The organism is Flavobacterium limi (genome assembly GCF_010645075.1).
Taxonomy (GTDB): domain Bacteria; phylum Bacteroidota; class Bacteroidia; order Flavobacteriales; family Flavobacteriaceae; genus Flavobacterium; species Flavobacterium limi.
Genome location: NZ_JAADZV010000007.1, coordinates 139067 through 152739, shown reverse-complemented (window position 1 = coordinate 152739; position 13673 = coordinate 139067). Strand labels below are relative to the sequence as shown.

General features: G+C 33.4%; 11 protein-coding genes. 9 read left to right on the top strand and 2 right to left on the bottom strand.

Annotated elements, in window-relative coordinates; translation table 11 throughout:
• The 4 genes from accC to GXM16_RS15325 all read left to right on the top strand — a co-directional run bounded on the left by accC (nucleotide 1) and on the right by GXM16_RS15325 (nucleotide 6559).
• Nucleotides 1–1347, top strand: a complete 1347-nt coding sequence (gene accC / locus GXM16_RS15340; protein WP_163395367.1) for an acetyl-CoA carboxylase biotin carboxylase subunit — start codon at nucleotides 1–3, stop codon at nucleotides 1345–1347.
• 122 nt (nucleotides 1348–1469) lie between these two features.
• Nucleotides 1470–3302 carry a cytochrome-c peroxidase gene (locus tag GXM16_RS15335; protein WP_163395366.1) on the top strand — a complete coding sequence of 611 codons (1833 nt, stop codon included), beginning with the start codon at nucleotides 1470–1472 and terminating at the stop codon, nucleotides 3300–3302.
• A gap of 129 nt (nucleotides 3303–3431) precedes the next feature.
• Complete coding sequence (locus tag GXM16_RS15330; protein WP_163395365.1) at nucleotides 3432–5600, top strand: alkaline phosphatase PhoX; 2169 nt, start codon at nucleotides 3432–3434, stop codon at nucleotides 5598–5600.
• Between the two features lie 56 nt (nucleotides 5601–5656).
• The gene (locus tag GXM16_RS15325) at nucleotides 5657–6559 is read left to right on the top strand and encodes a leucine-rich repeat domain-containing protein (RefSeq protein ID WP_163395364.1); all 903 of its coding nucleotides are present in this window, start codon (nucleotides 5657–5659) and stop codon (nucleotides 6557–6559) included.
• A gap of 162 nt (nucleotides 6560–6721) precedes the next feature.
• Here GXM16_RS15325 and GXM16_RS15320 read toward each other — a convergent pair whose 3' ends face one another.
• Nucleotides 6722–7972, bottom strand: a complete 1251-nt coding sequence (locus GXM16_RS15320) for an OmpA family protein (RefSeq protein ID WP_163395363.1) — start codon at nucleotides 7970–7972, stop codon at nucleotides 6722–6724.
• 508 nt (nucleotides 7973–8480) lie between these two features.
• Between GXM16_RS15320 and GXM16_RS15315 the strand changes: the two genes are divergently transcribed.
• The 5 genes from GXM16_RS15315 to GXM16_RS15295 all read left to right on the top strand — a co-directional run bounded on the left by GXM16_RS15315 (nucleotide 8481) and on the right by GXM16_RS15295 (nucleotide 11185).
• Nucleotides 8481–8777, top strand: coding sequence for a hypothetical protein (locus GXM16_RS15315; RefSeq protein WP_163395362.1), 297 nt, complete (start codon nucleotides 8481–8483; stop codon nucleotides 8775–8777).
• Between the two features lie 27 nt (nucleotides 8778–8804).
• On the top strand, nucleotides 8805–9092 hold the full coding sequence (locus GXM16_RS15310; protein ID WP_163395361.1) for a hypothetical protein: 288 nt from the start codon (nucleotides 8805–8807) through the stop codon (nucleotides 9090–9092).
• A gap of 14 nt (nucleotides 9093–9106) precedes the next feature.
• A complete protein-coding gene (locus GXM16_RS15305) occupies nucleotides 9107–9403 on the top strand; it encodes a PepSY-like domain-containing protein (protein ID WP_163395360.1) in 297 nt (98 codons plus the stop codon).
• A gap of 17 nt (nucleotides 9404–9420) precedes the next feature.
• Nucleotides 9421–9717: a hypothetical protein gene (locus tag GXM16_RS15300; protein ID WP_163395359.1), complete on the top strand. Its 297-nt coding sequence runs from the start codon at nucleotides 9421–9423 to the stop codon at nucleotides 9715–9717.
• Nucleotides 9718–9844: 127 nt separating this feature from the next.
• Entirely contained in the window at nucleotides 9845–11185 is a 1341-nt protein-coding gene (locus GXM16_RS15295; RefSeq protein ID WP_163395358.1) for a sigma-54-dependent transcriptional regulator, read from the top strand.
• On the opposite strand, the gene GXM16_RS15290 is transcribed toward GXM16_RS15295, so the two are convergent.
• Nucleotides 11182–13623 carry an ATP-binding response regulator gene (locus tag GXM16_RS15290; RefSeq protein ID WP_163395357.1) on the bottom strand — a complete coding sequence of 814 codons (2442 nt, stop codon included), beginning with the start codon at nucleotides 13621–13623 and terminating at the stop codon, nucleotides 11182–11184. The two genes, GXM16_RS15295 and GXM16_RS15290, sit on opposite strands and share 4 nt — an antisense overlap.
• Nucleotides 13624–13673 lie beyond the last annotated feature (50 nt).

Sequence of the window (13673 nt, the reverse complement as noted above, 5' to 3'; positions counted from 1 at the left end):
ATGTTTAAAAAAATATTAATTGCGAATAGAGGAGAAATTGCACTACGCGTAATACGTACATGCAAGGAAATGGGAATCAAGACTGTAGCAGTTTACTCTACGGCCGATGCGGAAAGCTTACATGTTAAGTTCGCAGACGAAGCGGTTTGTATTGGTCCTCCTCCAAGTAACTTATCGTATTTAAAAATGTCAAACATTATTGCTGCTGCAGAAATTACAAATGCAGATGCAATACATCCGGGATACGGATTTCTTTCAGAGAATGCTAAGTTCTCTAAAATTTGTCAGGAACACGGAATCAAATTTATTGGTGCGGCTCCTGAAATGATCGACCGAATGGGAGATAAAGCTTCTGCAAAAGCTACTATGAAAGCAGCAGGAGTTCCATGTGTGCCAGGTTCAGACGGATTGCTAGAATCTTTCGAGCACGCCCAAAAAGTGGCTAAAGAAATTGGTTATCCGGTTATGATGAAAGCTACTGCCGGTGGTGGCGGAAAAGGAATGCGTGCCATCTGGAAAGAAGATGAGCTTTTAAAAGCATGGGAAAGCGCACGTCAGGAAGCAGCTGCAGCATTTGGAAATGACGGAATGTACATGGAGAAACTTATCGAAGAACCACGTCATATCGAAATTCAGGTTGTTGGAGATTCTTACGGAAAAGCATGTCACCTTTCTGAAAGAGACTGTTCTGTTCAGCGTCGTCACCAAAAATTGACTGAAGAGACACCTTCACCTTTCATGACAGATGAATTGCGTACAAGAATGGGAGAAGCGGCTGTAAAAGCAGCTGAATTCATTAAATACGAAGGAGCCGGAACTGTAGAGTTTTTAGTGGATAAACACAGAAATTTCTATTTCATGGAAATGAATACACGTATTCAGGTAGAGCATCCAATTACTGAACAGGTAATTGATTATGATCTGATCCGTGAGCAGATTATGGTTGCAGCCGGAATTCCAATTTCTGGTAAAAACTATCTTCCTGAATTACATGCTATAGAAGTTCGTATTAATGCGGAAGATCCTTATAACGATTTCCGTCCTTCACCAGGAAAAATTACAACGCTTCACATGCCAGGAGGACACGGAGTTCGTTTAGACACTCACGTTTACTCAGGATATAGCATTCCGCCAAATTACGATTCAATGATTGCGAAGTTAATTACAACCGCGCAGTCCCGTGAAGAAGCGATCAGTAAAATGAGAAGAGCTCTGGACGAATTCGTTATCGAAGGAGTAAAAACAACTATACCTTTTCACAGACAATTAATGGATGATCCAAAATACATCGCAGGAGATTATACAACTGCTTTTATGGATACTTTCAAAATGAATAGTCCGGAATAATTACTAAACCTCATTGAAAAATGAGGTTTTTTTATGCAAAGATTTAACTGAAAAATGCATATTATTTAATCCAGATTTAAAATTAATACGATCTAAAGGAAATATTTTTGCGAGCAAAAAATATGAAATCTTTTTTGTTTTTCGGTATTGCACTTTTTGCAGGCTTTATAATAATGTCATTTAATCCCGGAGATAACGAATATGTAACTACGAACGCTTTAATTAATCACGGATTAAAAACTTTTAATAATAAGTTAGCTGTTTTAAAATCAGATGTACGTCTTTTTCAGCAGGGTAAGATTTCAAAAGAAGACTTACAAGTATCGTTAAAAAATACCAGAAATTCATATAAGGAAATAGAATTTTATATTGCATATCATTATCCTGAATTTTCCAAAACACATCTTAATGCCGCACCATTATTTCATATAGAAGGTACAGGAACTGCTTCAAATACTTTGCCTCCGGAAGGATTGCAAGTGTTAGATGAACTTGTTTTTTCAGATGAAGCCGGGATGCAGCAAAATAAGATCGTTGAAATGACAGATTTTCTTTATAACAGCTATAATGATTTTTATCTGAGCGTATTAAAAAACGGCTTTTCAGAAGAGAAGAATAAAACACTGCCATTGCGTATAGAGCTTATTAGAATTTATACTATGGGTATTACAGGATTTGACACACCCGGATCACTGAATGTTTTTGAAGAAGCTGTTCATGCCATGACAGGAATTGATAACTACATAAAAAAAGACGATTATTTTAAAAATTTTGACACTCGAAAAGCCGAAAATTTATTAGCAGGCAGTATTGATTATCTTTCTAAAAACACCGATTTTGATACTTTTGACCGAATAGAATTCTATAAAGTTCATCTTCAGCCTTTGTATGAAGAATTAGGCAAATGGGATAATTCTCCGGATGATTTGAAAGAGGTTTCGGGTTGGAATATTAATAATAAAAACTTTTTCAACGATGATTTTCTCGACCCTTATTTTTATACGCTTTTAAAATCATCTGAAGATAATGCGGATTTGAAATCTTTAGGCAAAGCAATTTTCTATGATGAAAGTTTAAGCAATAATGAAAAAATGAGCTGTGCCTCATGCCATTTGCCTGAAAATGCTTTTACCGATTTAAAAGCGAAATCTTTAAGCAGCGTAGAAGGAAAAACGGTTTTAAGAAACTCTCCTTCTCTGTATAATGCTGTTTTTGCTAAAAGATTCTTCTATGATTTGCGTGCTTTTTATCTTGAACAGCAGGTAGAACATGTGATTTATAATGAACAGGAATTTAATACCAGTTATGAAACCATCATTAAAAAACTAAAAACAAATTCGCAGTACAAAAAAGCTTTCAGAAAAGCCTTTACAAACGGGAATATCACCAAACAAAATTTCTCTAAAGCTTTAAGTTCATATGTAGCCTCGCTGTATTCCTTCAATAGTGATTTTGATAAATTCATGCGAAACGAAAAAGAAATTTCTGAAGATGCTAAAAAAGGATACAATCTTTTTATGGGAAAAGCTGCCTGTGCGACTTGTCATTTTGCTCCGCATTTTTCAGGATTAGTGCCTCCATTTTATAATGAAAACGAATCTGAAGTTTTGGGTGTAACAAAACAGCCGTTACAAATGTTGCCTATTGAAGTTGATGATGATAAAGGAAGAATAAACAGTAATGTTAAAAAAGAAAGTTCATGGATTTATGAAAATTCTTTTAAAACAATGTCTGTAAGAAATGCTGCTCTTACAAAACCCTATTTTCATAATGGTGCATTTTCAACACTGGAAGAAGTTATAGCTTTTTATAATGAAGGCGGTGCTGAAGGGATGGGTCTGGAAATTAAAAACCAGACATTAGCACCGGATAAACTTAACCTTGATCAAAAAGAAATAAAACAGCTGGTAGCTTTTATCAATTCTTTGACCGACATCAGTAAAGTACAGTACTAACTTAATCTTAACAGGTTAACATTAAGTTTAAGATTTGCTAATTTAGTACCATGTTTATTTAAAATGCGCTTAATACAAAGTCCGTCATAGGGGAATAACTTCGCGTGGTATAACAAAACAGACTATACCGTGAAAAGAAAATTACTTTCAGTTGCCGCTTTTTTATTGATGACTAATTCAGTTATTCAGGCACAGACCACAATTTTTGATAAAGGTTCATCATGGAGTTATGATGACAAAGGAGTAGAATTGGCAGAACAATGGAAAAATCCAGGATTTGATGTTTCAGCATGGAAATCAGGAAACGGGCCTTTAGGATATGGTGATCCTGTAACTACTACCATCACAAAACCGTTAAATGCTGCTTATTTTACTAAAGATTTTACCGTTAATTTGGCTGATCTTACCGAAACAGTGGAACTTGGAGTGATGAGAGATGATGGTATACTTGTTTTTTTGAATGGAGTAGAAGTCGTAAGAGATAATATGCCGGCAGGAGCAATTACTTATGCCACGCTATCGAGTACAACAATAGATGGAGCCAATGAAAGTGTTTACAATGTTTTCTCTATTCCAAAAGCGAATTTTGTGCAGGGAACTAACAGAATTTCGATTGAATTACACAATAGAGGTGCAGGCAGCTCTGATTTAAGAATGGATGCTTATCTAAAAAATGCAGCCCCGCCAGTAGTTATCCCTCCGGATACTTCTTGTAATGACGGGAACCATATCAGCTGTTTTACATCAATTGTACCTACAGCACAGACTTCAAAATTAATTATTCCGACGCAGCATAAATTTCAATTGATTCTTAAGGAAGGTGATCCTTATACTGAAGGAGGAGGATTTGTTGGCGGACAAAACGATTTTACCGGTTATGTTGCTAAAAAAGTAAGCGGTACGCCGAGCAGCACAGATGGATATCTTTCTGTAAACCATGAAACAAATCCGGGTGGTGTTACAATGGCCGAAATTAATTTCAATGCTGCAACAAAACTTTGGCAGCTTACAAAATCAAGAGCTGTAGATTTTTCATCAGCGAGTTTAGTACAAACTATCAGAAACTGTTCCGGAGGAGTTACACCCTGGGGAACTATCGTTACTGCCGAGGAATCTGTAACGGGTAATGATACAAATGGTGATGGATACAAAGATTACGGCTGGTTAGTAGAAATTGATCCCGCTACTGCAGAGGTTTCTTCTAAAAATGCCAATGGAACGAAAGGGAAACTTTGGCAAATGGGAATCATGAATCACGAAAATGTTGTGGTTAATGATGCCGGAACTTTAGCTTATTATGGTGAAGATGGAGGAACACACATGGTATACAAATATGCGATGGATACTCCAAATGACCTTTCGTCTGGAAACTTATATGTTTTAAAACTGGATCAGGGTTTAGTAAATGGAGATCCTGTAGGTACTACAGCAACCTGGATTCAAGTTCCAAATAAAACACAGGCGGATCAAAACAATACAACTTCTTTGGCTGAATCTTTAGGTGGAACTAAATTCAACGGAATAGAAGATGTAGAAATAAGTCCGTTAGATGGTAAAGTATATTTTACAGCAAAAGGACTGGATAAAGTATATCGTTTAAAAGATAACGGAACAACAGCTTCAGAAGTAGAAGTCTTCGTTGGAGGCGGGTCAACTGTTTATAATTTGTATACGGCAGACGGAGTTAAATCTGAAGCGTGGGGAGATGGTAATGATAATTTGACTTTTGATGAATTAGGGAATCTTTGGGTGTTGCAGGATGGTGGAAAGAATTATATTTGGGTAATAGCTCCGGACCATACTCAGGCAAATCCTAAAGTTAAGCTTTTCGCTTCTATGCCAGCTGGTTCTGAACCAACAGGTCTTACTTTCACACCAGATCATAAATTTGGATTTTTCTCTATTCAGCATCCAAGCTCGTCTATTGCTACTGACGTTGATGCAACAGGAAATACGATTGATTACAAAGGAAAATCGGCTACAATAGTTATTGCACTCAAGCAAAATCTTGGTAGTGCTTCTTTAGGGACTATCGATCATACAATACAAAACGACGTTATCGTGTCTCCTAATCCAACTTCCGGAATTGTAAATGTGAATGTTAACTCAGACAATCTTAAAAATTTAAATGTTACCGCTTATAACATGTTGGGGCAGATTGTTTATAAGAAAGCTTTTGCAGAAACAAATGCTGTTTTGGAATTGGATTTTACAACTCAATTTCAATTTTCCAATATGCTGATTTTAAATATTGAAGCAGATGGTTTCCAAAAAACTGTAAAACTTCTAAAAAAATAAGTACCAATTTTATCTTTTAGCTGCCGGCATTTCACTGCCGGCAGCTTTTATATTTTATGAAAAATATACTTTTATTTATTGCAATTGTTTTTTCGGTTTCAAATGCAGCAGCACAGATTGATCCGTTAAAATATCCTACCTATACCGATATTGATGTGGCACTATTAAGTAAAAAGACGGTTTACAGTATGAGTTTTAGAAATAAAGGATTATACAATCTTCCCCCTGATCTTGTGAGAATGGATTCATTGTTTTTTCTAAATATAATGGCGAATCATTTAGAGAAAATGGATAAAGTAATATTCTCTCTAAAGCAGCTCGAAATTTTAAATGTAAATGAAAACAGTATTAAATTTATTCCGGATGAAATTGGCGAATTAAAAAAGCTAAAAACATTATCGATGAACCTTAATAATTTGAATGTTATAAATTCAGAAATTTCAAAACTTCAAAATTTGAAAATTGTACATTTTGATTCTAATAATTTAAGTGTCTTTCCTGAGGCATTGTTAAGTATACCTTCTTTGGAGGAGATTAACCTGCATAGTAATCAGATAAGTTACGTTTCAGACCGTTTAGACAAGATAAAAAACTTAAAATATCTGAACCTCTCAGCCAATCAAATTAATGATTTAGGGGAGCTAAAATTGCCAAAATATTTAAAGTATTTAGAATTACAAAAAAACCGTATTGTAAAAGTTCCTGAAACAATATTTCAATCTAAAAATATAGAGTATCTAAATATAAGTGATAACGCTATAACTCAGATTTCTCCAAAAATTAAGGGACTTGAAAATGTTGTAAGTATGAATTTGGCCAATAATAAACTAAAAGAACTGCCGGAACAACTTCGGTATTTAAAAAAACTCAAAACTCTGGTTTTGGTTGGTAATCCTATGAGTAAAGAGACTATTGCTGGCCTGAAAATCTTAATGCCTGATACAGCTATTTATTTTTAAAGTAATAATTCAAATTAGCAGATAAATATTATCAGACCTCATGATATGAGGTTTTTTTATGGAACGCTATTGCATTAAACTAATATATTTTATTTAGTCTATGGAGTGACAAAAAAAAGCTACATCGATATGATGTAGCTTTTTTTATTTTTTTAAACTTAATTAGTCTTTTAGTTTAAAAGTAACTCTTCTTACTAATTTTCTTGCAGTAGCAGATTCTTTATCCACAGAAGTATCTACACCGCCACTAATTACATTTATTCTTTCAGGAGCAATTTTTGCTTTAAGAAGAATATCTTTTACATTGTTAGCTCTTTCGACAGCTAATTTTTCATTATATGAAGCATTACCAATTTCATCAGCATAACCAGTAATATCAACAGAAGCTGAAGGATTATTTCTTAAATAATTTAGTACAAAATTAATACCATCCATTGAAGAATCGGTTGGAGTAGATTTGTTGAAATCAAAATAAGCCGCAACATAACCTCCGTTAACTAAGTTTGTTATTGATTCTTTATCGCTTACCGGAGCATCAGATTTATTTCCATAAGTTCTAGTTAAGTAACCTTCCAATTCGTCAGGAACACCATTGTTGTTTAAATCCACAGCTCTTCCTTTTGAATCTACCAAAAGTCCGGCAATTGTATTAGGCTCTAAATCTAAATAATCAGCTACGCCATCTTTATCACTGTCGATTAACATTTTTTCAAGGTTGTCAATTCTTTCTCTTTGAGCAAATGTATCATTGTCAATAAGAGTAACCCAGTCAGCATGTTTTTCATTTTTACCCAAGTATAATGTCAAACCTATAGTACCATTAAGCAGAGCTCCGCTCAAACCTTTGTCCTGATTTATTCCGGCTGCATCGTATGTGTAGCCTTGAAAACCATTCATGATAGTTGAAAAATCCCCAGTCAAAACCAATTTGTTTGAAAGTTTAACCTGACCAGTTATACCAATAATAAAATTCAGCATATTGTCATCTAATGAAGAGTTTTTGTCTTCAAAGTATGCCGCGCCAATACCTGTATGTGCTAGTAAACCAATAGTATTTGTCCATGTTTCAAAATTCATGATTCTTCCTAAATTAGCTACACCCTGAACATCAAATCTATAATATCTAGTGTCAAAAGAAGGTGAGTTTTTGTCTTCCTGGAAACTGTTGTAACCTAAATCAGCTTTCAAACCAAATTTGTTATTGAGCATATATCGTACTCCTAAATCAACAACAAAAGGGTTTATAGGTGCTGTGAAATATTTCATTGGTTTTTGTGGCTTGTTAAATCCACCTGCAAGTTCGACAGACCATTTGTTGTAATTTCCATCAGTTAAACTTTCGACAGTGTTTGTTTGAGCATTAGTCGTTACAACTGTTACAAGTAAAACAAGTAATAGTATAATTTTTTTCATTTTATATTCCAATTTTAAAATTTTTGCAAAATTACAATTTAATTTTTAACATTTAAGCATGGGCCTAACACAATTATTATGAATTGTTTGCGATTATGTTAAAAATTTTTTTAAGGTCGTAATTTTTGTATTACTATTCTGTTTATTATGAATTCTTTTTGGTTTTGAATGGATTCAAAAATCTTTTATTTCGTATTAAGTATTTTTAAAGAATAGATATGAATTTTTATTATACAAATGGTATACTACAATTTATCATATAATCTATCACCTTTAAGATGTCAAAATCAGAATATAATAAAAGCAGAAACACTTTTGTGTATATATTTTACACACTTTTTTTTACAAATTACACACTTGTTATTAATTTTAAAAAAGCTTATATTTGTTTAAATTCCTTAAATACAAGGATTTACATGTGTTTATGTGTGGGGTTTTAGTTCCGGCACAATAATTTCATTACTTTATGTGTAAAACGATTATAAATATTAATTAAAATATACACATTATGAAAAATTTATTTTTATCAGCCGCAATTGTTTTAGGAGGTTTAACTTCATTTGCATCAACTTCCCCAATTTCAAATAATATTGTAAAAATTATCCCTGTTCAGGACGAATATACCGAAGTTAAATTAGAAGAAGTGCCTGCGGCAATTACGGACGCACTTAAAAAAGCATATCCTGACGCTGTACTTACAAAAGCATATAAAAATGCAAAATCAGAATATAAATTAGATGTTAGTGTTGGTGATAAAGTAGGTAATCTTTTTGCTAATGCAGACGGTACATGGATCAAAAAATAAGCACAATAATCTTTAAAACATATTATTATGAAAAAGTTAATCTTATCAGCAGCAATAGTTTTAGGAAGTTTGTCAATTCATGCATTTGCTTCAAGTCCTGCAAATGTAATTACTAAATCCATATTCCAGGACGATTATAAAGAAGTTGATGCTGTCCCTGCAGCTATTAAAACAGGTTTAGATAATGCTTATCCAGGTGTAAAACTTGAAAAAGCATTCGTAAACAGCAAAAAAGAATACAAAATCGAAATAACAGTAAGAGGTGAAAAATCTACTGTTTACACAGATGAGAAGGGAAATATCATTAAAAAATAGTTAAAAGAGGCATTATGAAAAAATTAATTTTATCTGCAGCAATTATTTTGGGAGGTTTATCAGTTCAGGCAGCTGTTTCTGAAAGAAAAATTTCAACTGTTAATTCTTTTATTTTTCAGGATGAATACACAGAAGTTGCTTCAGATGCAGTTCCGGCAGCTGTAAAATCTACAGCAGAGAAATCTTTTCCAAACACTAAACTCGAGAAGGTATATAAAAATGCAAAAAACGAGTATAAACTGGAAATTTCAAACGGCGACAAAAAGTATACAGTTTTTACAGATGCATCAGGAAATATAATTAAAAAGTAACTAAAATTTAAATCATTATGAAAAAGTTAATTTTATCCGCAGCGATTGTTTTTGGAAGTTTGTCAATCTATGCATCAACAATTACTGATGCTCAACCACAAAAAACTTCCGTAGTTTTTCAGTCTGAATATACTGAAATTAGTAAAGATGACGTTCCGGCAGCTGTGAAAACTGCATTAGAAACAGCTTATCCTGGTGCCGTGCTTGAAAAAGCGTATAAAAACGACAAAAACGAATACAAATTAGATATAGCAGTTGGAGACCAAAAGGCTACTGTTTACTCAGATGCCAATGGAAACTGGTTAAAAATATAATTAGGTGAATTAGATTTATGTTTTTGGTGAAAAAGAGATTGCTTACAGCAGTCTCTTTTTTTTTTGCATAATTTTGTGAAAATACTGTATTAATAGTGGTATTTTAGCAAAAAGTCCCAAAAAGCACATGCCGAAGATATTATTAATAGAAGACGATATTTCATTTTGCAAATTATTGGAAAGGTTTCTGGTAAAAAAAGCATTTGATGTAACTATTGCTTTCTCCGCAGAAGAAGCCCGATCCTATATCAAAAAAGAATCTTTCGATTTGATTTTGACAGACCTTCGTTTGCCTGATGCTGACGGAATTGTTTTAATGTCTGAATTTAAAACTGCTTATCCTCAAATCCCTGTTATACTCATGACAGGCTACTCTGATGTAAATACCGCTGTAAAAGCAATAAAAAACGGAGCATCTGATTATATTTCAAAACCATTTAATCCTGATGAAGTTTTATTGGTTATTACCAATGCTTTGCAGTCTGATCCGGCTGAAAAAGTGACAGTAAAAGAAAAAAGAGTTCCGGCTAAACAAGCCCCTGTTGAAAATGAATTTGTAAAAGGAATTTCTGTTGCTTCCAAAAAATTATTAGAACATATTAAACTGGTTAGTCCTACTGATATGTCTGTTTTAATTATAGGGGAAAGCGGAACCGGAAAAGAAATTATAGCCAAAAGTATCCATCAGCAAAGCCATAGAAAAAGCAACAATTTTATAGCTGTTGACTGCGGTGCGATTCCAAAAGAATTGGCAGCTAGCGAATTCTTCGGACATTTAAAAGGATCTTTCACGGGAGCAATCAGTGATAAAACAGGATATTTTGAAGCAGCGAATGGCGGAACTATTTTTCTGGACGAAATAGGAAATCTTTCTTATGAAAATCAAATTCAGTTGTTAAGGGCACTTCAGGAAAGAAAAATTAAACCGGTTGGAAGCAACAAGGAAATTAATGTTGATATCCGGATTATTACAGCAACAAACGAAGATTTGCGTGAAGCTGTTAAAAATGGGGATTTCCGTGAAGATTTATACCATAGAATTAATGAATTCTCTATTCAGTCGCCTTCACTAACAGACAGAGGAGAAGATTTGATGGTCTTTGCAGATTACTTTTTAGAAAAAGCAAATCAGCAGTTAAATAAAGATATTATCGGATTTTCACCGGAAGTTGTGGCCATTTTTCAAAAATACAGCTGGCCCGGAAATTTACGAGAACTTCAAAATTGTATTAAACGCGCTACGCTTTTGTCTCAGGGAGATTTCATTGAAAGTGATGTTTTGCCGATTGAGTTTTTTCAAACAGAAAAATCAGGTACTTCAGGCAGTTTTTCTTTGTCAGACAATGAAAAAGAAGCCATTATCCATGCTTTATCCAGAACTCAAAATAATAAATCTGAAGCGGCAAAGCTTTTAAAAATAACCCGAAAAACACTTTACAACAAACTGAAGCAGTATAATATTGATTAAAGAACTTCTTTCTTTAAACCATCAAAAAGGAAATCTATTTTAATTTTTAAATTATTCAAAAGAGATTCTAAATCTGAATTCTTCAAAGTATTTTGTTCTAATATTTTAAGGGTTGCCCCAATTTCGTGAGCATGTATTTGCCTGAACATAGGAGCCATTCTATGACTGATTGCATTTACTTCGGCTATGTTTTTTTTCTGCACGGCATATTCCAAAGCTTTTAAATTCCGCATTGTACTTTCTATAAATGATCTGATGAACTCTTTTGCCGATTCATTATCATTTCCTAAAAACTCTTTTAAGGTTTGTAAAGAATATGTTTTTGAAGAAATTTCCTCTTCCGTTTTTACAATTTTATTATCAAAATTTATAGTATTGTCTACAACTTTCTGAATGGTTTCAAGTAAGACTTTTGGTGAATAGGGTTTGTTTATCACTGTCGAAAAACCAGCATTCGTATAAGTAGAAAAATCTAAATCTGTTCGCCCTGTTATAGCAATAATGGGCTGGTTTTTATAAAAGGAACCCGTTTTGCTTTTTAATTTTTTAACAAACAAGAAGCCGTCAATTTCAGGCATTTGAATATCTGTAATAATGAAATCAAAATCGGTATCTTGAATAGCTTCCAACGCTTCTGCTGCACTCGTAAATGATAAAACCTGATGTTCCTGCTGTTTTAAAACAGTACTGGTTAAATTCAGCAAATTGATATCATCATCGAGAACAATAAAAGTATATTTTTCAGGGTTCGGAACAATTCCTTTTGATTCCGGATCTGACAGGCTTACACTCGTATCAAACAACAGTGGCAGTTTGATTTTAAAAGTACTTCCTTCTCCAAATGTACTTTCAAGCTTTAATTTTCCGCCTAAGATGGAAATAATTTTTTGGCAGATGGCAAGTCCTAAACCTGTTCCGCCATATTTTTTTTCGATATTTTCATTCGCCTGGGCAAATTCTTCAAATACCAGTTTCTGGTTCTTCTTTTCGATTCCAATACCTGAATCTTCAACGGTAATGGCAAAAAAATTATTGTCTTCAGCAACATAAGCACTGATTCTTATAAAACCCTGTTCAGTAAATTTATAAGCATTTCCGATAATGTTGCTTAAAATCTGTTTCAGGCGAAACGGATCGCCAACGATTTTTGTGTTCAGCTTTTCATCAACATTGATGATGAGATCAATATTTTTTTGTTTGTAAACCGTCTGAATACTTTTAGCAACTTCATCAATAATTTCAGGTAATAAAAAAGGAACTTTTTCAATCGTGATTTTTCCGGCTTCTATTTGAGAAAAATCGAGTAAATCCTGTACCAGCTGCGTAATATATTCAGAAGAGTTTTTAATGTTCTTAATAAAATAGGACTGTTTGGTGTTGACATCAGAATTGCCTAAAAGTTCTGAGTATCCCACAATTGTACTCAAGGGTGTTTTTAAATCATGACTTACTGTTGAGATGAGCTGTTCCCGGCTTTTAAGAAGGTTTTTAGTTTTAAAATTGGCAATCTCCAGCTGTTTTTTATACAATTGCGATTTCGAATAATCACTTACAATTATGATAGAGAAAACAACAGTAAGTAAAAGACCCACAATAGCTGAAACAGTGACGATTTCATTTACTTTTTTAAGTGACTTTTCTTTGAGGGAATTGTTCTTAATTGAATTGATAATAATTTCCCGCTCAATAATCCGAAGTACTTTTCGGAGCTGTTCAGAGATGGCAATTTCATTTTTTAATAGTTTGTTTTCTTCAAAATTGAGTGATTCCTTTTTCTTCTCTGCTTTTTGTTTTACATCACTCAAAAGCTTTTTTGAATTGGCCAGAATAGAATCAGAAGCTTGTTTGGTAAGCGTATTGGTGCTGTCATCGGGAATATTCTGATTGAGATAATCAACATATTTTTGCAGTACATTTCGCTGGTAACTCCCTAAATCATTTGGGTTTTTTGTAAAATCCTGAAGTTCCAGTTTTCGGAGTTTGAACTCCATTTTGGTGATTTCGTCAATAGCAGTATTAACAGAAACTTCATCCTCAGCTTTATTTTTTATAGTTTTTAATTGTCTGATGTTTTCTGTTTTTTCAGATAATAGATAAGTAACACTGTCTAATAAAACCTTCTGATAATCTGTAGTAACAATTTGTTTCAGTGTATCTAATCTCGATTTTAGGGAGTCTGTTTCGATAAGGTAGCTTTTAAAATCTTTTTCAGAGTTGGTCTGAATTGTTTTTCGGGCTAAGCTTTCAGTTTTATACACATTCGAAAAAAGCTTGCTGACCCTTAATATTTTTGTTTTTTCAAAGGCAATTTTATCTTCTAATTTATTGTAAACTACATTTTCAGAATATAAAAACCACCCCACAACTACTACTAATCCGACCAGAGTAAGATAGCCGAAAAGGACTTTAATGGGCATGTAGCTTCTTTTGCTTTCCATAAATTAGGATTAAGGAATTTATTTTTTTTGAAATGATTACTGCAATTTAT